22 protein-coding genes, 1 tRNA gene and 1 pseudogene are annotated in these 23,888 nt (G+C 73.1%); 9 read left to right on the top strand and 15 right to left on the bottom strand.

The features are described 5' to 3' along the window. Window positions 1-63 precede the first annotated feature (63 nt). Entirely contained in the window at window positions 64-945 is an 882-nt protein-coding gene (locus tag GA0070604_RS21210) for a phosphatase PAP2 family protein (protein ID WP_091121218.1), read from the top strand. 1 nt (window position 946) lies between these two features. On the opposite strand, the gene GA0070604_RS21205 is transcribed toward GA0070604_RS21210, so the two are convergent. Beyond that, window positions 947-1,399, bottom strand: a complete 453-nt coding sequence (locus GA0070604_RS21205) for a YbhB/YbcL family Raf kinase inhibitor-like protein (RefSeq protein WP_091121215.1) — start codon at window positions 1,397-1,399, stop codon at window positions 947-949. Between the two features lie 109 nt (window positions 1,400-1,508). Between GA0070604_RS21205 and GA0070604_RS21200 the strand changes: the two genes are divergently transcribed. Beyond that, entirely contained in the window at window positions 1,509-2,186 is a 678-nt protein-coding gene (locus GA0070604_RS21200) for a maleylpyruvate isomerase N-terminal domain-containing protein (protein WP_091127306.1), read from the top strand. Window positions 2,187-2,234: 48 nt separating this feature from the next. On the opposite strand, the gene GA0070604_RS21195 is transcribed toward GA0070604_RS21200, so the two are convergent. Further along, window positions 2,235-3,089 carry a DUF1028 domain-containing protein gene (locus GA0070604_RS21195; RefSeq protein ID WP_091121212.1) on the bottom strand — a complete coding sequence of 285 codons (855 nt, stop codon included), beginning with the start codon at window positions 3,087-3,089 and terminating at the stop codon, window positions 2,235-2,237. Between the two features lie 218 nt (window positions 3,090-3,307). Between GA0070604_RS21195 and GA0070604_RS21190 the strand changes: the two genes are divergently transcribed. Next, window positions 3,308-4,210 (top strand): META domain-containing protein, encoded by a 903-nt coding sequence (locus tag GA0070604_RS21190; protein WP_091121208.1) that lies wholly within the window; start codon window positions 3,308-3,310, stop codon window positions 4,208-4,210. A 54-nt stretch (window positions 4,211-4,264) separates the two neighbouring features. Here GA0070604_RS21190 and GA0070604_RS21185 read toward each other — a convergent pair whose 3' ends face one another. From GA0070604_RS21185 to GA0070604_RS21165, 5 genes are all read right to left on the bottom strand, one after another. Further along, the gene (locus GA0070604_RS21185; protein WP_091127305.1) at window positions 4,265-6,574 is read right to left on the bottom strand and encodes a transglutaminase TgpA family protein; all 2,310 of its coding nucleotides are present in this window, start codon (window positions 6,572-6,574) and stop codon (window positions 4,265-4,267) included. After that, window positions 6,568-7,722, bottom strand: a complete 1,155-nt coding sequence (locus tag GA0070604_RS21180; protein WP_091121205.1) for a DUF58 domain-containing protein — start codon at window positions 7,720-7,722, stop codon at window positions 6,568-6,570. Before GA0070604_RS21180 ends, GA0070604_RS21185 begins: the two co-directional genes overlap by 7 nt. A gap of 16 nt (window positions 7,723-7,738) precedes the next feature. Beyond that, window positions 7,739-8,734, bottom strand: a complete 996-nt coding sequence (locus GA0070604_RS21175; protein WP_091121201.1) for an AAA family ATPase — start codon at window positions 8,732-8,734, stop codon at window positions 7,739-7,741. 23 nt (window positions 8,735-8,757) lie between these two features. After that, window positions 8,758-11,415, bottom strand: coding sequence for a fibronectin type III domain-containing protein (locus GA0070604_RS21170; protein ID WP_091121196.1), 2,658 nt, complete (start codon window positions 11,413-11,415; stop codon window positions 8,758-8,760). A 152-nt stretch (window positions 11,416-11,567) separates the two neighbouring features. Beyond that, window positions 11,568-12,455: a fibronectin type III domain-containing protein gene (locus GA0070604_RS21165; protein WP_244162228.1), complete on the bottom strand. Its 888-nt coding sequence runs from the start codon at window positions 12,453-12,455 to the stop codon at window positions 11,568-11,570. Window positions 12,456-12,561: 106 nt separating this feature from the next. On the opposite strand from GA0070604_RS21165, the gene GA0070604_RS32705 reads away from it, so the two are divergent. Continuing rightward, the gene (locus tag GA0070604_RS32705; protein WP_167363372.1) at window positions 12,562-13,437 is read left to right on the top strand and encodes a hypothetical protein; all 876 of its coding nucleotides are present in this window, start codon (window positions 12,562-12,564) and stop codon (window positions 13,435-13,437) included. A gap of 887 nt (window positions 13,438-14,324) precedes the next feature. On the opposite strand, the pseudogene GA0070604_RS34385 reads toward GA0070604_RS32705, so the two are convergent. After that, window positions 14,325-14,498: pseudogene (locus GA0070604_RS34385) on the bottom strand (hypothetical protein); the annotation flags it as partial. Window positions 14,499-14,731: 233 nt separating this feature from the next. Between GA0070604_RS34385 and GA0070604_RS21155 the strand changes: the two are divergent. Then, window positions 14,732-14,815: transfer RNA gene (locus tag GA0070604_RS21155), tRNA-Leu, on the top strand. On the opposite strand, the gene GA0070604_RS33200 is transcribed toward GA0070604_RS21155, so the two are convergent. The 5 genes from GA0070604_RS33200 to GA0070604_RS21140 all read right to left on the bottom strand — a co-directional run bounded on the left by GA0070604_RS33200 (window position 14,797) and on the right by GA0070604_RS21140 (window position 18,173). Then, window positions 14,797-15,219 carry a hypothetical protein gene (locus GA0070604_RS33200; RefSeq protein ID WP_208602147.1) on the bottom strand — a complete coding sequence of 141 codons (423 nt, stop codon included), beginning with the start codon at window positions 15,217-15,219 and terminating at the stop codon, window positions 14,797-14,799. The genes GA0070604_RS21155 and GA0070604_RS33200 overlap by 19 nt on opposite strands. Further along, window positions 15,216-15,578, bottom strand: coding sequence for a recombinase zinc ribbon domain-containing protein (locus GA0070604_RS33195; protein WP_208602146.1), 363 nt, complete (start codon window positions 15,576-15,578; stop codon window positions 15,216-15,218). The genes GA0070604_RS33200 and GA0070604_RS33195 overlap by 4 nt, the downstream gene beginning before the upstream one ends. Continuing rightward, window positions 15,575-16,480, bottom strand: a complete 906-nt coding sequence (locus tag GA0070604_RS33190) for a recombinase family protein (RefSeq protein WP_208602145.1) — start codon at window positions 16,478-16,480, stop codon at window positions 15,575-15,577. Before GA0070604_RS33190 ends, GA0070604_RS33195 begins: the two co-directional genes overlap by 4 nt. A 1,062-nt stretch (window positions 16,481-17,542) precedes the next feature. Further along, entirely contained in the window at window positions 17,543-17,701 is a 159-nt protein-coding gene (locus GA0070604_RS32700; protein ID WP_167363551.1) for a site-specific integrase, read from the bottom strand. A 37-nt stretch (window positions 17,702-17,738) separates the two neighbouring features. Beyond that, window positions 17,739-18,173 carry a hypothetical protein gene (locus GA0070604_RS21140; RefSeq protein ID WP_091121188.1) on the bottom strand — a complete coding sequence of 145 codons (435 nt, stop codon included), beginning with the start codon at window positions 18,171-18,173 and terminating at the stop codon, window positions 17,739-17,741. A 310-nt stretch (window positions 18,174-18,483) separates the two neighbouring features. Between GA0070604_RS21140 and GA0070604_RS21135 the strand changes: the two genes are divergently transcribed. The 4 genes from GA0070604_RS21135 to GA0070604_RS21120 all read left to right on the top strand — a co-directional run bounded on the left by GA0070604_RS21135 (window position 18,484) and on the right by GA0070604_RS21120 (window position 22,256). After that, complete coding sequence (locus GA0070604_RS21135; RefSeq protein WP_091121184.1) at window positions 18,484-19,629, top strand: sensor histidine kinase; 1,146 nt, start codon at window positions 18,484-18,486, stop codon at window positions 19,627-19,629. Then, a complete protein-coding gene (locus GA0070604_RS21130) occupies window positions 19,626-20,285 on the top strand; it encodes a response regulator (protein WP_091121180.1) in 660 nt (219 codons plus the stop codon). The genes GA0070604_RS21135 and GA0070604_RS21130 overlap by 4 nt, the downstream gene beginning before the upstream one ends. Window positions 20,286-20,361: 76 nt before the next feature. Then, window positions 20,362-21,702, top strand: coding sequence for an alpha/beta hydrolase family protein (locus GA0070604_RS21125; RefSeq protein WP_167363550.1), 1,341 nt, complete (start codon window positions 20,362-20,364; stop codon window positions 21,700-21,702). Beyond that, window positions 21,699-22,256, top strand: a complete 558-nt coding sequence (locus GA0070604_RS21120; RefSeq protein WP_091121175.1) for a hypothetical protein — start codon at window positions 21,699-21,701, stop codon at window positions 22,254-22,256. The genes GA0070604_RS21125 and GA0070604_RS21120 overlap by 4 nt, the downstream gene beginning before the upstream one ends. Before the next feature lie 103 nt (window positions 22,257-22,359). Here GA0070604_RS21120 and GA0070604_RS21115 read toward each other — a convergent pair whose 3' ends face one another. Together GA0070604_RS21115 and GA0070604_RS21110 are read right to left on the bottom strand one after the other, a co-directional pair. Beyond that, window positions 22,360-22,725 (bottom strand): sigma-70 family RNA polymerase sigma factor family protein, encoded by a 366-nt coding sequence (locus tag GA0070604_RS21115; RefSeq protein WP_091121171.1) that lies wholly within the window; start codon window positions 22,723-22,725, stop codon window positions 22,360-22,362. A gap of 342 nt (window positions 22,726-23,067) precedes the next feature. After that, entirely contained in the window at window positions 23,068-23,814 is a 747-nt protein-coding gene (locus GA0070604_RS21110; protein ID WP_091121168.1) for a TetR/AcrR family transcriptional regulator, read from the bottom strand. Window positions 23,815-23,888: the final 74 nt, after the last annotated feature.

Genomic DNA, 23,888 nt, shown 5'->3' with positions numbered 1-23,888 from the left:
CCTAACCGCGCCACGGGGACCGCCCAACGAGCGGGCCGGCCGATCGGCCGTAGAGTTGTCCGGGTGCGCGCGACGGCGAGGGGCGGGACGGCGGTCTGGTTGGTCGTACTGGCCCTGGCCCAGGTGGCGGCACTCGTCCTGCTCTGGCGCTTCGCCGTGCACACCACACTCGGCCAGTGGGCCGACACGGTCGCGCTGACCGGCAACCGGATCGGCCAGGATCACATCGACGGGCCGGTGAACCGCATCCTCAACGCCATGTCGGTGGTGTCCCTGCTGGCGGCGACCGCGGTGATCGGCTTCATCGCGCTGATCCGTGGCCGCACCGCCCTCGCCGTCACCGCCACCCTGCTGATCGCCGGCGCCAACCTCAGCACCCAACTGCTCAAGCAGCACCTGGCCCGCCCCGACCTCGGCATCGACCCCGAACGCGTGGCCGCCGGCAACAGCCTGCCCAGCGGGCACACCACGGTCGCCGCGTCGGTGGCGGTCGCGCTGATCCTGGTGCTACCCCCGAAGATCCGGGCGGCAGGCGCGTTCCTTGGCGTCGGCTACGCGGCCGCCGCCGGAGTGGCCACCCTCTCCGCCGGCTGGCACCGGCCCAGCGACGCCGTCGCCGCGTACCTGGTCGTGGGGGCCTGGACGGCGGTCGCCGGCCTCCTGCTGCTGTTCTTCCAGCGGGCGCGGGCGGCGATCTCGCTGGCCGACGCGCACCGGGCCGCCGCCGCCGTGCTCGGCCTCGGCGGCGGGCTCGCCGTCGTCGCGTCCGGGCTCGCGCTGTCCTGGCTGGTCCGGCTCGCTGACATCCCCGCCGACGAACTCGCCCCCCGTCCGCTCTTCGTCGGGTACGCGGGCGCCGCGATCGGCATCGTCGGCACGATGGCCGTGGTGGCCGCGTTGGTCCTGGCGGTGGTGCACCGCCTGGTGCCCCGCGACCAGGGCTGAGTCAGCGATAGAACGTCCCCACCATCGTGCCGCTGGCGATCTCCCGGTCGCGCAGCGCCTGGCGTACATCGGTGACCTGCGGCGCGTCCGGCAACTCCAGCGGGCGATCCAGCGCACAGAGGCGGAAGAAGTACCGGTGCGGGTCCTCGTGCTGCGGCGGGTGCGGGCCACCCCACCCGGTGGTGCCGAAGCCGTTGGGCCACTCCCGGCCGCCGAGCGGCACGCCGCCCTCGGCGACCCCGTCCGAGTGGGGCGAGATCCCGGTCACCAGCCAGTGCAGGAAAGGAGTCTTCCCGGCGTCCGGGTCCTCGACGAACAGGATCAGTTCCTCGGCCGCGTCGGGGACCTGGGACCACTCCAGCGGCGGTGAGACGTTCCCGCCCTCCCGGGAGAAGCGTCCCGGGAGCATGTCGTGGTCGTTGAAGGCGGTGCTGCGGAGCATGATGCCGGCCATCGTGCGGCGCCTCCTCTCCTCGTCCCGCGGCGCGTACCCGGCCCACCGGCGACGAAACGGCCGGTGGCAGGCTGGCCGGGGCGGAGACACCGGACGGGAAGAGGACGAGATGGAAACGGTACGCGTGGCCTTCCGGGACGAGTGCGAGCGGCTGGAGGAGGTGCTGCACGGCCTCGACGAGGCGGACCTGGACCGGCCCACCCCCTGCCCGCCGTGGGCGGTGCGCGACCTGCTCGCGCACGTGCGCACCGGCGCGGGACGCCTGGTGGACATGCTCGCCGCGCCCGCCCCGCAGCGGGCCGAGGTGGATGCCGCCGGCTACTTCGGCGCGGCCAAGTTCACCCCGGAAGTGGACCGCGCCCGCATCGACGTCGCCCAGCAGGAGGCACGCGAGATGCCCGGCGTACGCGAGGTGGCCGACGGCTTCGCCCGGGCGTGGCGGTCCGCCGACGCGGCGGTGGCCGCCCAACCGCCCGGACGGCTGGTCCGCACCCGGCACGGCGACGCGATGACGCTCACCGAGTTTCTGCGTACCCGGGTGGTGGAGGTGGGGGTGCACGGCCTGGACCTGGCCGACGCGCTGCACCGGCAGCCGTGGCTGACCCCGACGGCGACCGACGTGATCGCCGACCTGTTGTCGGACGCCCGGTCGGGGCCGGTGCCCGACGGGCTCGGCTGGGACCGGCTGACCCTGATGCGCAAGGCCACCGGGCGGGCCGCGCTCACCGACCGGGAGCGAGCCCTGATCGACCGGGCCGGCCTGCGCTGGCTGACCTTCGGCGGCTGACCCGGGGCCGCCGCCGAGGCGGACAACGACCCGACCGACGGCGGCGGGTCAGTCGCCGGTACGCCCGGGCGGTGCGGTGCGGCGCAGGTGCTCCAACACGATCGGGTCGAGCCGGCCGGCGACGATGCGCTCCTCCAGGTTCTCCACCCCGGCCCAGGAGGCGAGCGCGCCGTCCAGGCCGGCCACGCCGACCGGGTGCCCGGCGGCGGCCAGCAGCGCGGCCACCTCGTCGGCGAGCGGGCCGGTGAGGTCGTACAGGGTGGCTGGGTCGGGCTTGCCGAACAGCATGGTGTGCGTGTCGAGCAGGCGCCCCAGCTCGGTTACCGGGTCCGGGTGGTCGTCGACCCGCAGGTCGACCAGTTCGTCGCCGGTGCCGGCGTACCCGCCGCGGCGTCGTACCACCAGCAGGCCGGCGCTCTGCCGGCCCCGCCGGTCGCCACCGGCCCGGTCGCCGGCCCGCAGCGCGGTCAGCAGCCGCTGCGGGAAGGGCAGCTCCGAGCCGTCCAGCCAGGCGTCGCGCATCGCGTCGATCACCTGCGGGCCGACCAGGATGTTGCCCTGCGCGGCCCAGCCGTCCCCGGCCTGGCCGCCGGCCCACGGGTGGCAGAACGACCCGGTCCAGGTGGCCCCATCGCCGGTGGAGCCGACCACGCCGAGCTGCCGCTCGTCGCGACCTGGGTCGGCGGCGGTCAGGCCGGCGACCACGTCCGCCGGAGCCACCCCGGTGCGCAGCAGCGCCAGGCCCTGCGACCGGTAGGCCAGGTTGACGTGCGCCTGGGTGGCCACCGCGCCCACCTCGGCCTCGGCGGCCGGGACCAGCGCCCCAGCGGCGAGGAACTTGCTGGCCACGGCGACACCGTGCAGACGGCCATCGGCGGAGCGGGCGACGATCGAGAAAGTCACTCGTGAATGTTAGCGCCGGTGGCCGGCTCGGCCTCTCCGGCCAGACCTTGGTCAACTCCATGTGCGGCATGCGGTGGTCTCCGCCGTATGCGCCACAGGGAGGAGACCACCGGGGGCCGTGCGGCGTCGCGCGGGCTTCGGCGCGACGCAACCGTTGGCCGCTGTGCCACGTCCAAACCCTCAGCAGTAGTCAACACCGGTGGGAGATGGGGGCGCGGATGAGCCGGATCAGGTATCTGCTGGCCGTGGTGGCGGTCGGGGCGCTGCTCGCGGGCTGCGGCGAGCGGGTCGGATCGGAGGGGTCCGCGCCGGAGCAGGAACAGGTCGATCCTGGCTCCGCCGTCGCGCTCGGACCACCGCAGGATCCGGTCGCGTTGATCGGTTCGTGGACGGTGACGGAGGCCGACGGCGGCGCGGATGACGTCCTGCGGCTCGCCGCTTCCCCCGGCGGCGAGGTGCGGTTGTTCGGCCGTTGCGGTGTGCAGATGGGGACGTGGCGAGCCGATGCGAGCGGCCTGTTCGTCGCCGACCTCTGGGGCACGTCAGGCCCCGGCGGCGGGGAATGCCGGCCCGGTTCCGAGTTCGCCGACACCTGGCTGGGCCGGGCCGCCGCCTTCCGGGTGGAGGGCGGCAGTCCGATCCTGCTCGACGAGCGGGGTGAGCGGGTGGCCCGGTTGCTGGCCGGCGCGAAGCCGACCCCCGGGCCGGACATGCTGGCGTCCCTGGCGGAGCCGCCCGAGGTCACCGACGAGGCTCGGCGCGCCTTCACGCCGGCCACCGCCCTGCCGGCGGCCCTGGCCCCGGCGAGCCGCGAAACCCTCCTCGGTCGATGGGTGCCCGTCGACGGTCGACGGGGCAGGCCGAAGACGCCGTACGTCGAGTTCCGCGCCGACGGCGGATGGCGCGGCTCCGACGGGTGCAACGGGCAGGGTGGCCGATGGATCGCCGGACCGGGTGGCGCCCTCCTCGCCACCACCGGAGCGAGCACGCTGATCGGTTGCGACAACGTCGAGGTGGGGGTCTGGCTCGCCACGGCCTGGCGGGCGGGGATCGACGGCGACGTGCTGGTGCTCCTCGACGCTCAGGGCAAGGAGACGGGCCGGCTACGGCGCGACCGCTGACACCCCCGCCGGTCGGCCCGCCGCCAGGCAGAGGGGCAGCGGGCCGACCGGCGGTCAGCGGCGCCAGCGCAGCGGACCCGGGTGCACGGTCCACAGCAGCCGCCGCCACCACGGGCGGGTCGCGCGCAGCGCCGCGGCGTACCTTCCGGCCAGGTCCGCGGCCCGGTCCGCCTGGGCCGGGGTGGCGGTGTGCGGCGCGAAGGCGACCTGATTGAGCAGCCCGGCCAACTCGTCGGGCTCGCCGTCGACCAGCTCGGCGCCGGACGGCCCGGGCCGCGCCGCGCGAGCCTCGGCCAGGGTGCGGCGGGCCCGCTCGGCGACCTCGGCGGCGGCCAGATCGCCGCCGGCCGGCCGGCCGGCGAGCCGCAGCGCGTCGGTCAGCTCCCGCCAGGCGCCGGCGATGCGCCGACCCGGATCACCGTGGTGGAGTCGGGCACGGGTGAGGTTGCGGCGCAGTACGGCCAGGGTCAGCAGGGCGAGTGCGGCCAGCAGCACGAGCGTGCCGATGCCGCCGCCGACGAGCACCGGGGTGCTCAGTCCGCCTCGGCGGTCGGCGGGGCCGGGTGCGGCCGCCGCCGGGGGAGTGGCGGTGGGCTCCGCGGTCGGCTCCGGCACCTGGGACGGGGGCGGGTTGTCGGGGGTGGCGCGGAAGTCCGCCTCCACCTCGCGGGGCTCCTGGTCGGGACGGGGCATCGGGTCGAACGGCACCCAGCCGACGCCTTCGAACAGCACCTCCGGCCACGCGGACGCGTCCGCGGCGCGGACCGGGCCGTCGCCGCCGGGGGCGAAGCCGACCACCACCCGGGTGGGCAGCCCGGCCAGCCGGCCCAGCACCGCGAACGACGCCGCGAACTGTTCGGAGGTGCCCCGCTGTCCGCCGCCGTTACGGGGCCCGAACAGGAAGAACGCCAGGTTGGGGTAGGCGTGCCCGCTCGGCGCGTCGGCGGTGACCCGGTAGTGCTCGGCGAGGAACTCCTGGATGGCGGTGGCGCGGGCGTACGGGGCGCCGTTCTCCTCGGCGAGCTGGGTGGCCAGGCGGCGCAGCGGCTCCGGGGCCCCCTCGGGCACCTGCAACACCCGGGCGACCGCGTCACCGGCCGGTACGTTGGCCGTGGCGAGCAGGTTCACGTCCGGTTGTTCCCGCGCCGAGGTGACGGTGTAGCGCAGCCCCGAGGCCAGCCCCTCCGGGCGGATCAGCGTCCCGGTGTCCGGGTCGTACGCCACCCGAGCGCCGGTGACCTCGCGGGGGGTCGGTACGGCGGGCAGCAGCCGCCCGGCCAGGTCAGCGACGGTGATCTGCTGGCGTACGGTGTCGGTGGTGACGCCCGGGGCGGGTTCGGTGACAGGCAGGATGCGTCCGGCGTTGCGGTAGGTGGCCCCGACCCGCCAGGTGACTCCGTCGTAGTCGCTGAGCACCGCGAGACGGATGCGGGGCGACGCCTTCGCACCGGCCTCGGTGCGCACCTCCAGCAGCTTCTGGTCGGGGTTCAGCGCCCAGCCGGAGATACGGATCAGCGGGTTCTCGTCCAGGGACTCCACCTGCGGCGGCTCGACGTAGCGGCGCGGGTCGACGGGGCGGTCGCTGACCCGGGCGGCCAGCAGCGGGGCGAGCCCGGCGGCCAGCGCGACCATCACCACCACGCCGGCGGCGCTCGCGGCGAGCAGGCGCAGCCGCACCGCGGCGCGTACCGCCGGAGCCAGGCCGGCCGCCGGGTCGCCGGAGGCCGAGGTGTTGCGGTGGGACGGGATCGCCAGGCCGGCGGCGGCGACCGCGATGAACACGATCGTCGGCGTGATCGCCGGGTCGGCGTTCGGGCCGACCACGTAGACGGCGCCGGCGTAGAGCAGCAGCGGTGGCAGGTAGCCGAGCAGCACCCGGCCGGTGCGCAGCGCCACCTCGGCGGCAACCAACCCGGTCAGCCAGGCGGCGACCACCGGCACCAGCACGGTGTCCGGTGCCGGCTCGACCGGGATCATCGCGGTCAGGAGCCGGGGGATGGCGTTTCGGGCGGCGTCCACGGCCACCGCGGCGAGGCTGCCGGGCAGCGCGGCGTGACTGGCCGCCAGACGCAGCGACAGCAGCGCCCAGCCGGCCAGGCCGGCCACGGACACCGGGGCGACCAGCCAGGACGGCAGGCGGCGGGCGGCGACGCTGACCAGCACCGAGCCGATCGCCGCGCCGAGGATCAGGCGGGCCAGCAGCGGGTCGGCGTACACCCGGCCGAGCACCACGCCGGCCAGCGCGATCATGGCGATCAGCGCCAGCGGCACCGGCACGGCCCGCAGCAGCCGGGCCAGCGGCCCACCGGGCCGCCCGGCGGCCGGCTCGGTCGGCGGGGCCGGAGCCCGTGTCGTGGTCACCATCGGCGGATCCCGTCCCACTCGGCGGCGAACTCGGCGCCGTCGGCGGCGTCCAACACGAGCAGGCCGGCCGCGCCCGGCGGCGTCGGCCCCGCCGCACCGAACATCCCGACCACCAGCGACGGGTACGCGCCGCGCAGCGCGCCGATGTGCCCGAGGTCGGCGGCGGCGCCGGGCCCGGTGAGGAAGACCAGGGTGTCGCCGAGCCGTTCCTGCCGCAGCCGGCTCATCGTGGTACGCAGCGGTTCGTCGTCGCCGGCGGCCAGTTCGACGGCGGCGAGCCGGTCCAGCGGGCCGGCGACCCCGGCCGGCTCCTCGGCGGCGGGTGCGACCAGCAGCAGGCTCACCGGCAGACCCTCACCGACAGCGGCGGCCAGCACCGAGGCGGCGGCCTCACAACCCGACTCGAACGACTCCGCGACCCCGGCCACTCGCTGCGGGTGGGCGGAGGCCCGGTTGTCCAGCACCACCACGATCCGCGGGAGGCTGGTGTCCACGTTCTCCCGCACCATCAGCTCGCCCACCCGGGCGCTGGTGCGCCAGTGCACCCGGCGCAGTTCGTCGCCGACCACGTACTCCCGCAGCGAGTCGAAGGTGATCGAGCCGTGCGGCACGCTGTCGGTGCGCCCGTCGAGGCTGCGTCCGGCCCCGGTGGGCACCGCCGTCAGGGGGTGGATACGCGGATGCACCCAGACCGGCACGGTGCCCCCGTAGGAGCGGGCCAGCGCGACTAGACCGAGGGGGTCACGGCGGGTCACCCGCAGCGGGCCGACCGGCACCACGCCGCGGCGGCGGGTCGGCACGTCGTAGCGCACCTCGGTGTCGCGACCCGGACGCAGGCGCAGCAGCGGAACCGGCACCAGCGCGGCACCGCAGCGGTCCTCGGCGACGAGGTTCGCCGACCGCAGCCGCCCGGTGTTGCGTACGGTCAGCGTCATGGCCGCCGGCTCCCCGCGCGCCACCCGGTCCGGGTCGGCGACCCGCTCGACCGTGAGTCGGGGCCGCCAGGCGGCGCTGACCAGCGCGTACCCGACGGCCACGGCGGCCGCCGCGCCGAGCACGACCAGTTCCGGGTAGGCGTAGCGGAAGCCGACGCCGAGCAGTACGACGGCGGCGGCGAGCAGCCCGACGCCGCGGGCGGTGATTCCCACGATCCGCTGCGCCGCCTCAGCCGTGCGCCGGGGCGGGCTGGCCCGACGGCAGCGGCACCGGCACCGAGGCGACCGCCTGGTGCAGCACCTCGGCGGCGGTGACGCCGCGTACCTGCGCGTCCGGGGTGAGCAGCAGCCGGTGCGCGAAGACCGGCTCGGCGAGCGTCTTCAGGTCCTCCGGCATGATCCAGCCGCGGCCGTCGATCAGCGCGTACGCGCACGCCGCGCGGGTCAGGGCGATCACGCCGCGGGGGCTGACCCCGACCCGGACCTGCGGGTGGTTTCGGGTGGCCGCGGCCAGCCGCACCGCGTACGCGTAGAGCGGTTCGGCGATGTGCACCCGCCGGGCCATGCGCACCATCTCGCCGACCGTGGCGGTGTCGGTGATCGCGGTGAGCGAGTCGGGGGAGCGGACCGTGGCCCCGCGCAGCACCTCCACCTCGACCGACTCGTCCGGGTAGCCGACGGAGAGTTTGACCAGGAACCGGTCGAGCTGGGCCTCGGGCAGGCGGTAGGTGCCGTCCATCTCGACCGGGTTCTGGGTGGCGACCACCAGGAACGGCTGCGGCACCGGGTGCCGTACGCCATCGACGGTGACGGTCCGCTCCTCCATCACCTCCAGCAGCGCCGACTGGGTCTTCGGCGACGCCCGGTTGATCTCGTCGGCGATGACGATGTTGGCGAACACCGGCCCGGGGTGGAACTCGAACGCCCGGGTGGCCTGGTTGAAAATGGTCACCCCGGACACGTCCGACGGGAGCAGGTCCGGGGTGAACTGGATACGCCGCCACTTGCCCTGCACCGTCGCCGCGACCGCCCGGGCGAGGGTGGTCTTGCCGACCCCGGGCACGTCCTCGAGCAGGACGTGCCCCTGGGCGAACAGTGCGGTCAGCGCCAGCCGGACCACCTGCGGCTTGCCCAGCACGACCGCGTTGATGTTCTCGGCCAGCCGGGCGGCGAGGGCGGCGAAGCCCTGCACCTCCGGCTGGGTGAGCGGTTCGTGGGTGTTCACGTACGCGGTGCTCCTCAGGACGGTCAGCAGTTGGGCAGGGGACCGGTCGAGTTGATGTCGTAGCCCTCCAGGTTGAACCAGGCGAAGGAGATGAAGCCGGTCTTGCCGCCGAACTCGATCCGGATCCAGTCGTAGGTCCGGTCGCTCGGGCTGGTGCCCATCTTGCCCGGGTTGTAGACGTAGTCGTTGACACCTTCCCCGGTGGCCTTGCAGAGCGCCTTGTAGCGGCCGTTGTGGGTGGCCCGGCCGATCTGCGTGGTGCTCAGCGAGGTGCCGCTGAAGACGCCCATCGCGTTGTCCGGGTTGTTGCACCAGGTGTGCTGCTCGGGGTCGCTGCTGGAGGTGTTGTTCACGCAGATCGCCCGCCCGTACACCGCCGTGGTCGCCTGGTCCCGCTTCGCGGTGCCCGGCCCGGCGGCGTTGGACGCGGTCACCATCACCGTGTACGACGTGCCCGGCGTCAGACCGGCCACCCGCAGGCTGGAACAGCTCCCGCTGGCGGTCTGCCCACCGGTGGCGGCCGTGCAACTGGCGTTACCGCCGCCCGCGTCCACCGTGAACGACACCGTCACCGAGGTGGCGTCCGCCGACGAGCCGGTCATGGTGACCCGGGGCGCGGCGACCGTACGCGCGGTGGTGCTGGCCTCCGCGCCCGGGCCGGCCTCGTTGACCGCCTTCACCTTCACGGTGACGTTCTGCCCGTTGCCCAGCCCGTCGACCGTGGCCCGCACGTCGGTCACCTCGCTGGTCTTCCCACCGACGTCCACCAGGTATTTGGTGACCGGGCGGCCGTTGTCCACCGCCGGCGCCCACTGCACCGAGATGGTGCCAGGCTTGTCGGCCACCGTGGACGCGTGCAGCTCCGTCGGCGCGGCCGGGGCGGTGAACGGCACCACCGTGTTGCTCACCGGGGACGCCTTCGAACCCGCGCCCCTGTCGCTGACCGAGACGACGGTGAAGGCGTACTGGGTGCCGTACTCCAGCTGACCAGCCGGGATCACCAGCTCCGTCTTCGTCGAGTCACCGGCCGGGGCGGTGGCACCGGCCGAGGCGGCCGTCACCGCGTACCGGGCGATGGTGTTGCCCTGGCCGTTGGCCTCGGGCCACTTGACCAGCACGGTGCCGTCGGGCCGCGCCTCGGCGGTGACGCTGGCCGGCGGGTCCGGCACCTCGGCGGTCGGCGTGACCGGGTTGCTCCGCTTCGCCGGCCCGTCACCCTTGGCGTTGACCGCGTGCACCTCGAACGTGTACGTCTCGCCGTTGGTCAGCTCGGTGATCTCCAGCGAACGCTGGTTCGCGCCCACCTCGTGACGCTGCCCGGCGCCCTCCACCACGTACTTGGTGATCTCGGCGCCGTTGGCGGCGGCCGCCTGCCAGCTGACCCGCGCCGACGCGTTGCCGGCGGCGGCGGTGACGGCCCGCGGCGCGCCCGGCTTACCCACCTTCGGCTTCTTCGGCGGGGGCGGCGGCGGGGGAGCCGGCGGCGGGTCACCACCGAGCACGTCGTTGGCGTACTTGTTGACCTCGCGGATCTGGTTCTTGTCGTCCACCACCTGCGCCTTGGCCGAGTTCGGCGGGTTGATGAACAGGTGATCCTCGCGGACCTCCAGCTCCATCGGCCCGGGCCGGTCGGAACCCTTGACGCTGTCCACGAGCTGCCCGTCGCTGTCGAACGAGTAAACCGTGCCGGTGCGCTCGTCCGCGACGTAGAACCGGCCGGCCCACGCCACCGCCGCGGTGAGCCCGTCGCCCTCGCCGGGCACCGTGAACTGCTGCACCTCGCCGCCGTCCTGGACCACGAGCACCGTCCGGTCACCGGCCACCGTGACCGGCACCTGCGGGCCGCTGGTACGCGGCGGCAGGCTGCCCGGGGCGGTCATGCCCTTCAGGTCGGCCCGTTGCGTCCGGCCGGCCTGCACCGTCACCAGCGACGCGGAGGTGCGGTCCAGCACCGCCACCCCGTCGTCCAGGGTGGACACCACCAGCTCATGGCTCGGCTCCGCCACCTCGTACGTCTCGATCTGCTTCGGGCTCAGGCCCGCCGGCGGCGCCGCCCCCGGCTTGTCCGGCAGCTCGGCGGCGGTGACCGCCGAGACGGTGCCCTCGCCCGGGACCGCGACCCACAGCCGGCCGGCACCGTCGAACTCCCCACCGGCGATGCCCGGCGGGTAGCGGACCGGCTCACCCACCGGGCTCAGCGTGCGCGGGTCGAGCTGCCGGACGATGCCCTGCACGGCGTCGATGACGAACGCGTCGTTCTTGTGCAGCGCCACGCTCACCCCCAGACCCGGGGTGGTCGGGGTGGTCGCGGTGATCCGGAGGGTGGCCAGGTCCAGCGAGGAAACCTGGCCGGTGTTCAGATCCCGCAGGATCAGCAGCCGGTCGGTCTGGGCGACCTGCATCTGGTGCCGGCGCGCCCCGGGCACCTCCATCCGGGTGTCCACCCGAGCGGTGATCCCGTTGACCCGGGCCATCTCACTGCGGGTGGTGCTCCACAACCAGGAGGACGCGTCGTAGTTGGCCACCGCGTTGTCGGCGGCGCCCAGGCCGAGCACGGTCAACCCCATCGCGGCCAGCAACGCGGCCACCGTGCCGATGGTCACCAACCCGCCCCGCAACCTGCGGGAACGAGGTCGGGGCGGTTCCGCCCCGGGGCTCGTGACGTCCTCGATGGTGGTCACTGCCGGCCGCCTCCCCGTGTCGGTGGGGGGAGGGGCCGCGCGTGATCGACCCTCCCCAGAGCCGGGAGCCATCATAGGGGCCGACCACCGGCAGCGGTGAACCCGCGCCGTCCTCCTGTGGATACCCAGCGTGTCGCGGGTGGAGCCGCGGGTCAGCCGGGCGGCGTACCACGCTTCCGGTCGGTGCAGACCTGACCCGAGGTGGCGTAGGTGTCCGTCGAGTAGACCGCCAGCACCGTGAAGCAGTAGTCCAGCTTGGGGCTCAGGCCGTTGACCGTGTAGCGGGTCTCCCCGGCGTCCACCGTGGCCATCACACCCAGCCGCTGCCCCGCCTGGCCGCCGGCCACCACGAACGGCACACCCCCGTTGGTCGGATCCTTCCAGGTGATCGTGATCGTGGTGGTCCCGTCCTGCAACCGCAGGTCATCCGGGGGAGGGCCGCTCACCTTCGGCTGCGCCGCACTCGGGCCCGCCACCGGCGGCGGGGCCTCGTCGCGGCTGAACACCAGCACGCCCACCCCGACGACGGCCGCCACCGCGACCACCGCGACACCGGCCACCACCGCCACCACCGTCCGGTTCCGGCCGCGCGGCTCAGGCTCCACCGGCGCCGGGTACGCGGGCGGCTGGTGGAACGGCGCCGGCACCGCCGGCCAGGCGCCCTGCTCCGGGTGCGGGGCCGGGCCGGGCAACGGCTCCGGGCGGGCCGGCTCGGGGAACTCCAGCAACTCGTCGTAGACCGGCAACGGCCGCGGGCTCGCGTCGTCGGTCTCCGGCCCCGGCGGGTCCACGGGATCCGCCGGATCCGGCCCGGTCTCGTCGCGGTCCTGCGGCTCCGGCTCCGGCTGCTGGTCGGCCGGCCGGTCGAGCGGCTGCGGCGGGGCCGCACTGCTCCACGGCGGGACGGTCATCCCCCACGGCGGCACCGGCGACGCGCTGACCGGCGCCACGGCCGGCGGGCCGCTCACCGGCGGCGGCGCGACCGGCGGCCCACCGACCGGCGGTGCCCCGACAGGCGGGTACGCCTGGTACGCGGGCATCGGCGGACCACTCACCGGTGGCATCGGCGGACCGCCGGCCGGTGGCATCGGCGCAGACGGCCCCGGCAGTGGGCCGACGGGCGGCCCGCTCACCGGTGGTCCGTTCATGGGCTGGGCGCTGACGGGCGGCCCGCTGATGGGTGGGGCGCTCATGGGCGGCCCGCCCAGCGGTGGGGCGCTTACGGGTGGGGCGCTCGCGGGCGCTTCGCTGGACGGAGGCCCGCTGACCGGTGGCGTGTGGAAGGGCGCGCTACCGCCAGGTGGGCCGCTGACCGGCGGTGCGTGGTGGGTTGGGCCGGTCGCCGGCGGCGCGCTGTGGGGCGCGGCGCTCACCGGCGGGCTGCTGAGTGGCGCCGGGCCCGCGGCCGGGCCGCTGACCGGTGGCGCGCTGAACGGCGGGCTGCTCACCGGCGACGCGCTGGCGGGCGGGCCGCTGACCGGCGTGGCGTTGCCCGGGGCGGCGCCCGCAGGTGGGTCACCTACCGGCGGCGCGCTGACCGGCGGGATGGCCGGGGTGGCGGCCGCCGCCCGTTCCGCCTCCTCCCGCAGCAGCGGCCCGATCTGCTGCACCTGGATGGTCGGCTTGTCCCAGCCCGACGCGGACGTCGCCGGCGATGCGGGCGCGTCGCCGCCCGAGCCGGACCGGGCCGTGTCCTGGCCGAGCACGGCCGGCTGGCCGGCCGACTGCCGGGCCGGACTCGCCGACGGGGCTGCCGACACGGGCGCGGTGGGCGGCGGTGCAGAGATCGGTGCGTCCTCCGGACCCGCTGGCGCGGCGGGCACCGGGATCGACGGTGGCGGAGGCAGCGGACCGGCTGACGGCGGAGCGGAGGAAGGCGCCGGACCGCGCTGCGCCGGAATCCGCTGCGGCGCTGCCACCGGCGTGGAAGGCGGTGGGGTCGGCGAAGCCGCCACGCCGGGCGCCGGCGGCGCCGACAGCGGCCCGCTGGGGGGCGGAATGACCGGGGCCGGCGGCAGATGAGGTGATGGTCCGGCGACCGGCGGGACCGGGCCCGGCGCGGGTGGCACGGACACCGGCGGCGGGACAACCGAGGGTGGGAACACGGCGGCCGAGGGCGGTGCGGAGAAGGGCTGGGGCGGGACCGGCGGTGCCGAGGCCGGTACAGGCGGCTGACCGAGCGCCGGCGGAGCCGAGGCGGCCCGAGGGGCGATGCGGTCCCACGACGACACCGGCGGACCGCTGACCGGGCCCGAACTGGTGGACGGGCCGGACATCGGCGGAGCCGGGGCGGGGGCAGGGATGACCGGTGCCGGTGGCAGGGGCGGCGTGGTGGCGGCCGTACCGGGCGGCGTCGGGCCGGGAACCATCGGTGGTGGAGGCAGCGGCGTACCAGGCCCGGTGGCTGGCGCTGCCCACGGTGACGCGGTCCGCGGAGACCACTGCGTACCGGCCGAACCGGCGTGCGGTGGGGCCGGCGCCAGCGGAGCCGGTGGTGCCGGCGGGGGCGCCGCGGTGACACCGGGCCCAGGCGAGGCGACCGGCGGCTGGTGCGTAGCGGGCACGGCGGGCAGCGACATGGTGGGCCCGGACAACGCCGACGGGCCGTGCGGCGGGCCGCCGGCAGGGCCGCCGACGTGCATGCCGGGAGCGGCGGCGGAGCCGCCGAGGTACTGGTGGGCCGCGCGTACCGCGGGGTGGTCCGGGCCGAGCACCGCGGGCCCGGCGGTGGCCACCCGGGTGAAGTTGCGGCGGGCCTCGTGTCGGTTGCCGAGTTCCTCCGCCACCTGAGCCAGGTCGAAACTGAGCGCGAGCATCAGCGGATCCGCCTCGCCACGGCGACGCTCGCCGGCCGCGTACGCCTCCTCCAGAACCCGCCGGGCGGAGGCCGGGTCGTCTGCCTCCCGGTGCAGGCGGGCGAGGAGGTGGCCGGTGGCCAGCACATCGGGGTGGTCCTCCCCGTACGCCGGTCGGGCCGCGGTGATCGCGTCGGTGAGCAGACGGCGGGCGGTGGCCAGATCACCCGCGCCGCGCAGGGCGAGGGCCTGGTGTTGCGCGGCGGTCAGGGGGGAGGGGTGGGACACATGAGCAATGCTGCCCGGAATCAACGCTCGGACGCTACCCGGCACGCCCCGATCCCGGAGTCGATCTCGATTCGCGCTGCCGCTTCATTGCGCTGACCTGCGGAAACGTGTCCCGCGGGCGGCGATGTGCATGATCCATCTGGGCCGTGTACAGTAATGCCCCGTGCGGCCCACCAGGGCGGCCGAACCGGTGACGAGATCACCTCGGCTGACAGGGTAGGCTGTACGAGTAGGTCCGGGTGGCGGAATGGCAGACGCGCTAGCTTGAGGTGCTAGTGCCCGTATAGGGCGTGGGGGTTCAAGTCCCCCCTCGGACACAACCCATAACCCCACGGTGTGCGCTGAGGTTGGCTTCGGCGCGCACCGTTTGCGTTTCTGGATCGTAGGTCAGCCGCAGTCCGAGCTGCTCGTAGATGGCGGCTTTGTCGGCTGGGTCGGCGTCGCCGAGCGCGGTGGTGATGTTGCCGAGGGCGTGGACCATGGCGGCGATCTCGGTCTGGTTCAGTCGGTGTGATGTTGGTGTCTGTGTGGCCTTGAGGTCGGCTTCGGCCTGTGCGCGTTGGGCTTGTGTCTCGGTGATCCAGGTGGTGACGACTGCCGGGTCGGCGCCAGCGTCGAGGGCGGCTCGGTATCGTTCGAGTTTGGTGTCGCATTCGTCGATGGTGGCGCGGGCTGTCGCGGTGAGTGGATTGGGTGGGTCGAGCGGCTGGGCGTCGGTCATCGCGGTGATCGTTTGTTCGAGGCGGTCGGGTGCGAATGCGGTGGCGAGCCAGGTGTCGAGGGGTTCGGTGAGGGTGTCTTCTCGGAGGTAGACGTTGCGGGGGTGCGCGACGTTGTTGGCGAGGGCGTATTCCTGGGGAAGCGGCAGCGGTAGTAGGCGGCGCCGTGGTTGTACTGGCCTTGCATCCGGCGGTGGCAGGCGGCGCAGTAGAGCATGCCGCGGAAGATGTAGGGGTTGCGTGTGCGGGGGCGGCGTCGTGGGGTGTCGAGGCGTCGTGCGCGTTTGTTGAGCAGGGTTTGGGCTTGCTCGAAGGTGTTGTCGTCGATGATCGGGGTGTGGGTGATCTCTTTGGAGATCACCCATTTGTGTTGGGGTTCCAGCGCATGACGCCGGTGTGGCCCAGGGCGACGTCGTCCACGTCGACGAGCACCTCGTCGGTGCGTTGTTTGTTCCAGACCTGCCGTCCGGTGTAGCGGGGGTTGGTGAGGATGACGCGTACGGCGCTTTTGGACCAGGCGATTCCGCTGCGGTGTGGGTTGCGGGCGCGGTCGTGTGCGGATGGGCAGGGCACGTGGTTGCCGGTGAGGCCTTCGGCGATCGCGAAGAGTCCGTAGCCGGCGAGGAACTCCTCGAAGATTCGGCGGACGATCGGGGCGGTCTGCGGGTCGGGGGTGAGCCCGCGTAGGTGTTTGCCGTCGGCTGCCTTCGCGGGGTTGGGGTGCGGGCCGAGGTCTTGGAGTGTGTATCCGTATGGGGGGCGTCCGCCGAGGTATCGGCCTTCGAGCAGTGTCTGGGAGGCCATCGCGGTGCGGACGCGGAGTTTGATGCGGTTGCGCTCGCCCTTGCTCATGCCGCCGAAGACGGACATGACGAGTTCGTGTGCTTCGTTGTCCGGGTCGATGGGGCCGCCGATTTCCGGTACCCACAGCTCGACGCCGTAGTGGGCGAACAGGGGCACGGTGAGGCTGAATTGGTTGCCGTAGAAGGCGCGGTGTGGCTCGCCGACGACGACTGCGGAGAATCCCCGTTTCGGGTCACGCAGCGCGGCGAGTAGGCGACTGGCGTGTGGACGGCGCTGCCACGGCAGTGAACGGCTCTGTCCGACATCGAAATAGTTATCAACGATGCGGCCGTTGTGGGGTTGGATGAGGGTGGTTGCGCGGGCGAGTTGCCAGCCTCTGGACGATTCGGGGTCTTGGTTGTCTTCAGTTGATACTCGGCCGTAGAAGGCGAAGTGTTTCGCGGGTGGCGTGGTGGTCATGGTTCCTGCTTCCGGGAGTTCGCGTTGTGGTCGGTCAGGCGCTGGAGCAGCTTCAGGAGCGCGAACGCCGCATCGGGGTGGAGTTCGGGTGGCTGGTGGGGAACGATCACAGTGGTGGAGGTGGTTCTGTTGTCGCTGTCGACGTCATCGACTGTCCATGGACCCTCACCGTGGGGGCGCTGGTCAAGTCGCGTCTGTGGGTCTGAGTTCGTCGTCTGCTCGGGTTCTTGAGGCCCTTGATGGTGGTGATCGGGCGGCTGCGTCATGCGCCTCCGTCCGGTGGTTGACTCGTGCGGCAGGTACGCCGGTGGGCAGGTGCCGTTGGCGTGTGTGTTGATGTCCCGTGCGAACAGGTCATTTCAGGGCGGAGAGCGCCGCCCAGGTTGCCAGTGAACACGATGGTGAGGCAAAAGCCTTGCGGGTTGATGCCGTGTAGAGCGGCGGGCTGCGTTGTCACGGAAGAGGTTCTCCTCAATTGATCGCGTGTTTCAACCAGATTGCGGTGGAGATCGAGAACCGGCCGGCGCTGTCAGGCGCCGGCCGGTTTTAATGTCAGTGTTTTAAGCGCGCGGGCCCCTTCTGGGTTTGGGGGTTTGATGCCTTCGTTCTTTGCGGACAGAGCGGAACGGGGTCGTTGCCACGGAATTACGTGAGTGTCGAAAGCGGGTAATTCCAGAGCGGATCTTGGGCTGGGGGCCGAGGGTTTGGTCGGGCATACTGGGCGCGGCATCGGAAGGTGGCCGCCGGCGGCGTCCTGCTCCGCATGGCTGTGGTGGTCGGTGCCGATGACGGCGAAGTGCAGCGAACCAGGCCCGGTGGCGCGCCTGCGTGGTCGTGCGGGCATCGGGGACTGTGCTGGTTGGCCGTCGATGGCCGATTCCGGGGGCCATGCCCCTGGCCTCTTACTACGGATCAGAAGGTTAGGGGTTCGAGTCCCTTCGGGCGCACAGCACAGGAAGAAGCCCCCGACCAGCCGAAATGGCGAGGTCGGGGGCTTTCTCACATCCGTCCGGAGCGGGTTCGGGGCGGCTGTGGGAGCCACGCTGGGAGCCACTGGCCGCCTCACTGCCCGTACAGACCACGGGACATGGCCTCCGCAGCCGAACGACGGTTGCCTTCCATCAAATGCCCGTACGCGTCCTTCGTGATCGCAATCGACGTGTGCCCGAGAAGCTCCGAAACCACGTGCGGCGGAGTGCCCTGAGCCAGCATCAGCAACATCGACGTTTGCTGAAGTCAAGGCCCCGACGTTCACGACTCACCAGCAGGGGGCGGGCGGGGCGCAGCCAGCAGGCGAAGGGCCCACCACCATCAGATACAGGAAGGAGAAGGCCAGGACCGCAAATACGGCTGCGCCAGCCACGCACTCGGCAATCGCCAGACCGCGACCACGTTGCCCGGTCGTCTTGATCTCCTTCAGTCCCGCGACGCCTACGGCAACCGCGCAGACAGCGAGCCCCAGCGCAGGGAGTAGAAGTCTGATGTTCAGGTCTATCAGCAAGGCATAGCCCGCGCTGGCGAACAGCAGCGGAACCAGGCCCATGCAGCAGGCCGTGATCGCCAGAGGGCTGTACCTTCGCTGATTCTCGGACAGCTGACCGGTCATGGCGCGTCCTACCTTTTCTTCGCCGCTCGGATGCTCCGGCTGCGGCGCCACGAGGCTCGTCCACCCGATGATCATGAATGGAGACATCAGAATGGATCATGCGGGCGGGCAAGGGAAGGCGGCTGGGACTACGGCCTGAGCCGGGTACTTCGCGGAGCGGCAGCGCAGGGGCATCGACGCCAGCCCGGCGCAGCCAGCCACCGCTGCGCATACAGCAGAATCCACCGCCGCCCCGGATTGCCGGCAACCTGGTGGGCGACCGCCTTCAGGATCAGATCGTGATTCGTGCCCTACATCACCGCTGGCACCCGCCCGGAGCTCGCCTTCCTCGGCGAGTTCGCCGCCGGAAGGTGAGCGTTTGTGGCCGGGCGGCGGAGTGGCCTACGTTGGTCTTGTGATGAGGTGGCGGGTTCCGCCCGTGCTGGGCGACGTCGCGCTCATGGTGGCGGTGTTGCTGGCGCAGCTCGCGCCGTTCGTGTCGAACCGACCGGCGCCGGGACACGACGGGTGGGAGCCGGCGATGTTTCTGCCGATCCTGCTGTCCACCGTGCCTGTCGTATGGCGGCGCAAGGCGCCGTTCGCTGTGCTCATCGCGACCGAGGCCGGGGCCGGGCTGTACGCGTTCTTTCCGCAAGGGGCGCCGCAGCCGATCTGGTACGGGGCGCTGCTCGCCCTGTTCACGCTCGCCGCCCAGGCGCCGTGGTGGCAGCGGATCACGGCACTCGTGTTCATCGGGTGGGGGGCGGTGCTGCTCACCGGGGCGCTCGACACGGCGGCCCGCGGGGTGTTGCTGTGGGTGACCGTCTACGCGCTCGGGCGCGCCTGGGCCGCGCGTGGCGCGCAGACCGCGGCGCTCAAGGAGCGGGCGCGGCACCTGGAGCGGGCGCGGGAGTTGGAGGCCGCGCTTGAGCGGGCACGGATCGCGCGGGAGATGCACGACGTCCTCGGGCACGGGATGAGCGTCATGATCGCGCAGGCGGAGGCCGGGCCGGTGTTCGTCGGGCGGGACGACGCCCGGGTCACCGCGTCGTTCGACGCGATCGCGGGGGCCGGGCGGGAGGCGATGGCGCAGCTGCGACGCGTCCTCGGGGTGCTCGGCGACGGCCGGAACGAGCTGGTGCCCGCGCCGACGCTGGCGGGGCTGCCGGACCTGACGAATAGCGTGGAAAGACCTGGATTTATCGCGGTGCACCTGGCAGAAGCCGGCGAACCGCGAAAGCTCCCGGCGGACGTCGAGGCCGCCGCCTACCGGATCGTGCAGGAAGGGCTCACGAACGTGCTGAAACACGCCCGGCCGGACCACGGCGCGGTGCGCGTCGACGTGGCGCTCGCCTGGACCGGCGACGGCCTCACCGTCCGCGTCACCGACGACGGCGTCGGCGCCAGAGGCGACGGTGCCGGGACCGGAGCCGACGGCGCTGGGCGCGGGCTCACCGGCATCGCCGAGCGCGCGGCTGCCTGCGGCGGGCAGGCGCGGTGGGGCGCGGGGGCGGGCGGCAAGGGGTTCCGGGTCGAGGCGAGCCTGCCGGCGGCCGTCCGATGAGCGCCACGACCGTCGTCGTCGCCGACGACCAGGAGCTCATCCGCGGCGCGTTCGCCGCGATCATCGACGCCGAGGACGACCTGACCGTGGTGGGCGAGGCGGGCGACGGCGCGGAGGCGGTGGCCGCGGTCCGCAGGCACCGCCCCGACGTGCTCGTCGTCGACATCCGGATGCCGCTCATGGACGGCGTCGAGGCGACCCGCCTGGTCTGCGCCGAGACCGACACCCGGGTGCTCGTGCTCACGACGTTCGACCAGGACGAGTACGTCTACGGCGCCCTGCGCGCCGGGGCCAGCGGCTTCCTGCTCAAGGACGTGCGCCGGGCGGAGCTGCTCGCGGCCGTTCGCATCGTCGCGGCTGGCGAATCGCTGCTCGCGCCGTCGGTCACCACGCGGCTGATCCACGATGCGGTGCGCAACCGGCGGCCCGCCACCATCGAACCGCCGGCGATGGCCCAGCTCAGCGGGCGGGAGCGGGAGATCCTCGCGCTGGTCGGGCGGGGGCTGTCCAACGCCGAGATCGCCGTCGCGCTGACGCTCAGCGAGCACACCGTCAAGACCCACGTGAGCAACGTGCTGAGCAAGCTGCAGCTGCGCGATCGCGTGCAGGCGGTGGTCGTGGCGTACGAGTCGGGGCTCATCCTGCCGGGTGAGTGACGCTCACCGGCGGCGGTGATCTCGGTCGGCTCCGCGCGGCGATGTGCCGAATGCCGAAGATCGAGAGGCTATGGGCATGTTTCGACGCGCCCTGTTGTCCCTGGCGGCGGTCCTCGCCGCCGTCCTGATCCCGATCCGCCCGGCCGCCGCGGCCACCGACCTGAACACGGCCGAGCTCTCCTTCACCACCGACGACGGCCAGCGGCTCGCCGCCACGCTGTACACGCCGCGCGACGCCACCGGCCCGCTGCCCGGGCTGGTCCTCGTCGCGGGCTCCGGCGAGGCGCCCCGGTCCGAGGTCGCGCCGGAGGCCGAGGCGTTCGCGCGGCAGGGTATCGCGGTGCTCGCGTACGACAAGCGGTACCGCGGCTACACCAAGACCCACCGCGACTACGCCCAGCTGGCCGGCGACGCCGTCCACGGCTACGAGCTGCTGCGCGGGCGGCCGGAGGTGGATCCGCGCTACGTCGGGATCTGGGGCATCAGCGAGGGCGGCTGGGTGGCGCCGATCGCCGCCGGCCGCTCCGGCGCCGCCTTCCTGGTCGCCGCGTCCGCGCCGGGCCTGCCCCCGCTGCGCACGCAGAACTGGAACATGCGCAACAAGGTCGCTCGCGCCGGCGTCACGGGCTCGTTCGCCACCACGCTGACCGACCGCGCCCACCGGCTCTCCGCCGACGCCGGCCTGTTCGCCGAGCCGTACTACGACCCCGTGCCCGCCCTGCGCGCGTTGCATCAGCCGGTCCTGGCCGTCTACGGCGGTGCCGACGAGCAAGTGCCGGCGGCCGAGAGCGCTTCGGTCCTGCGGGCGAACATCCCCGGCCCGTTCGCGCTGCGGATCCTGCCCGGTGCCGGCCATGCGCTGCACGTGCGCGACGCCGCCGGGGACTACACCGACGAACTGGTGCCCGGGTACGCCGACCTGGTCGGCGCCTGGGTCCGCGAGGTCGCGTCGGGCCGGACACCGGCCGGCGCTTCGGATGCGCTGCCGGAGCAGGCTGTGCGCAGTACCGACCTCGAACCCTCGGCCTGGTGGGAGGGCTGGCCCGCCCAGCTCACCGCCCTGGTCGTGCTGCTGGCGGCGTTCGTGTCGGCGCTGGTCCGCCGGCCGGCCGCGGCCCGCCGGCCGGCCACCGTCTTCGGCGCGGCGGGCCTGGTGACCGCGCTGGGGTTCGTCGCCTACCTGTTCGCCGTCGAGTCCAGCACCGGCTGGAAGGGTGTTGACGTCGGCCCGGTCGTGAACGGCCGCCCGGTGGTGTGGCTCGCGCTACAGGCCGCTGCGCTGGTCACCGTCATCGCCGCGGTCATGACCCTGGCCGCATGGCGCCAGGACCGCGACCGGGTCCGGCTGGCGGTCCTGAACATCGGCGCCGCGGCCTTCCTGCCGTGGGCGCTCTACTGGGGGCTGCTGCTGCCATGAGGAAGTTCCCGCCGATCGCGCTCGCCCTGGTCGCGCTCGCCCTGAGCACCACCGCCTGCTCCGGCCCCACCTCCACCACCACGACGACCCGCGACATCCCCGGCCCGGCGACCCGCCTGGAGATCACCAGCTCCGGCGGCGACATCACGCTCGTGCCCACCACGGGCGCGATGCGGGTGACCGAGACCGCCACCTACACCGGCAAGGCGCCGCACGCCACGCTCGACGTCCACGACGGCGTGGTCGCCCTGGCGACGGCGGGCTGCGGCGGCCACCACGGCGCGTGCGGCATCACGTACCGCGTCGAGATCCCGGCCGGCCTCACGATCCGGCTGGCCAGCGACGGCGGCGCGGTGCATGTCCGCGGCACCGTCGCGGGCCTCGACATCCGCTCCGCGGGCGGCGACGTCGCGGTGCGCCTGGACACGGCCCCGGCGAGTCTGGCCGTGGACAGCGGCGGCGGCCGGACCACCCTGCACCTGCCGCCGGGCTCGTACCCGTCCCCGTCGGTCTCGATCCGCACCGGCGGCGGCGACCTCGACGTCGAGTCCTGAAAAAACGGGAAGGGCCGGCCAAGCTGGCCGGCCCTTCCCGTATGTGGATTGCTGTACGCCCTCAGCGACGAAAAAGTGAGACGGGCGGCCTCGCGGCCAGGCGTCACAGCGCCGAGTCGCGTGGGATTCGCGCCAGCTTGTCGGGGTTGGTGACCGAGTAGACGCCGCGCACCCGGTGGCCGTCCGGGGTGAGGTCGAGGACCAGTACGGCCAGCGGCGAGTCGCCGGTGAACACCAGCGCGGATGGGTCGCCGTTGACCCGGCGGTACCGGACCACGGCAGATCCGGGGACGTTCGCGGCGACTGCCACGAGCAGTTTCGCGACGGCGACGCTGCCGTGCACCGGCCGAAGACTCGTCGCCGGCCCCTTGCCACCGCCGTCCGTCCACAGGGTCACGTCAGGGGCGAGGATCCGCAGCAGCTCCTGCAGGTCGCCGCCGAGCGCGGCGTCCACGAAACGTTCCGTCACCGCCTGCTGTACCCGGGCGTCGACGCGGTACCGGGGCCGCCGTCAGGGCCCCGGCGAAGATGCTGACTCGAAAATCGGTGAGTGAGTGGGCAGGCCTAAACGAAGACGAACTCTCTCGGGCATCGTTGGCCGCAATCTTCGAAGCGAAGTTACGAGACGCTCCAAGGTCTTAACGGCTCTTCTCAGTTGAGGGTGTAGGGCTGGGTCGGCGCGTCAGTCGCCGTCGACCGCGCATCTCAATCGCCGGAGGCCCCGCCGAGCAGAGCGGTCAAATCCTTGCGATGTCGATGCCGTCAACGTCGATGTCGTTCCTATCGTCACTTCTCAACGGTGGACTTGAGGTCAATCGCGGGAGCCTTCGGAGACTCGGCCGTTTGATGGGAGGGCTGCGGCGATGCAGTCGAGGATGCGCTGGAGCCCGTTCCGGAACTGGTCGTCGCGGCTCAGGTGCGGCTGGCGCGCCTCCATCACGATCTTGGTGAACATCGGGTACTTGCCGCTCTTCACCAGCTGGTCGACGTATGGGTAGCTCCGCGCCATCCACTCCGACTCGCTGAGCCCGATGCGGCGGAATTCCTTGGCCGAGCTGATCTCCTCGCGGACGGTGCCTTCGATGTAGCTGTTCAGCATGGCTATGAGGCCGAGGTTCTCGTCGATGGAAACAAAGGCGTCGAGCACTCCCGTCAGCCGTTCGATCAAGAGCAGTTGGTTGGGGCCGAAGCTGGGCAGTGACCGCTGCACGGTGGCGATCCACGGGTGCCTCAGCCACATGGCCCGCAGCCCGTCGGCGTAGCGGGTCAGGTCGGCTCGCCAGTCGCCCGAGGGCATGCCCGTGACGTCGATCTCGCCCATCACCCGGTCGGCCATGAGTTCGACCAGGTTGTCGCGGCTCGGGACGTACCGGTAGAGCGACATTGCGCCGGCGCCGATCTCGGCGGCGATCCGCCGCATGGTGGCGGCCTCCATCCCTTCGGCGTCGGCGATCCGGATCGCCGCCTCGGTGATCTGCGCGCGGCTGTAGGCCGGCTTCGGCCCGTAGGCCGGGCGTTCGGGTCGCATCCAGATGTTCACGTACTCGGCGTCGGCCACCGTTCCACCCTCCTGGTTGCGTACATAGTACCCAGTCCCTTAATCTGGCCGCCATAACCGCGTACAACGTACCC

The organism is Micromonospora eburnea (genome assembly GCF_900090225.1).
Lineage (GTDB): Bacteria > Actinomycetota > Actinomycetes > Mycobacteriales > Micromonosporaceae > Micromonospora > Micromonospora eburnea.
Note: the sequence above shows the minus strand (reverse complement) of the source record. Positions and strands in the feature narration are given on the sequence as shown.

Coding starts and splice junctions, on each gene's coding strand:
- GA0070604_RS21205 (WP_091121215.1), bottom strand. CDS start 1,399: ATGGCCGGCATCATGCTCCGCAGCACCGCCTTCAACGACCACGACATG.
- GA0070604_RS21200 (WP_091127306.1), top strand. CDS start 1,509: ATGGAAACGGTACGCGTGGCCTTCCGGGACGAGTGCGAGCGGCTGGAG.
- GA0070604_RS21190 (WP_091121208.1), top strand. CDS start 3,308: ATGAGCCGGATCAGGTATCTGCTGGCCGTGGTGGCGGTCGGGGCGCTG.
- GA0070604_RS21185 (WP_091127305.1), bottom strand. CDS start 6,574: ATGGTGACCACGACACGGGCTCCGGCCCCGCCGACCGAGCCGGCCGCC.
- GA0070604_RS21165 (WP_244162228.1), bottom strand. CDS start 12,455: ATGCCCGCGTACCAGGCGTACCCGCCTGTCGGGGCACCGCCGGTCGGT.
- GA0070604_RS32705 (WP_167363372.1), top strand. CDS start 12,562: ATGGGCTGGGCGCTGACGGGCGGCCCGCTGATGGGTGGGGCGCTCATG.
- GA0070604_RS33200 (WP_208602147.1), bottom strand. CDS start 15,219: ATGACCGACGCCCAGCCGCTCGACCCACCCAATCCACTCACCGCGACA.
- GA0070604_RS33190 (WP_208602145.1), bottom strand. CDS start 16,480: ATGACCACCACGCCACCCGCGAAACACTTCGCCTTCTACGGCCGAGTA.
- GA0070604_RS32700 (WP_167363551.1), bottom strand. CDS start 17,701: ATGTTGCTGATGCTGGCTCAGGGCACTCCGCCGCACGTGGTTTCGGAG.
- GA0070604_RS21140 (WP_091121188.1), bottom strand. CDS start 18,173: ATGTCTCCATTCATGATCATCGGGTGGACGAGCCTCGTGGCGCCGCAG.
- GA0070604_RS21135 (WP_091121184.1), top strand. CDS start 18,484: ATGAGGTGGCGGGTTCCGCCCGTGCTGGGCGACGTCGCGCTCATGGTG.
- GA0070604_RS21130 (WP_091121180.1), top strand. CDS start 19,626: ATGAGCGCCACGACCGTCGTCGTCGCCGACGACCAGGAGCTCATCCGC.
- GA0070604_RS21125 (WP_167363550.1), top strand. CDS start 20,362: ATGTTTCGACGCGCCCTGTTGTCCCTGGCGGCGGTCCTCGCCGCCGTC.
- GA0070604_RS21120 (WP_091121175.1), top strand. CDS start 21,699: ATGAGGAAGTTCCCGCCGATCGCGCTCGCCCTGGTCGCGCTCGCCCTG.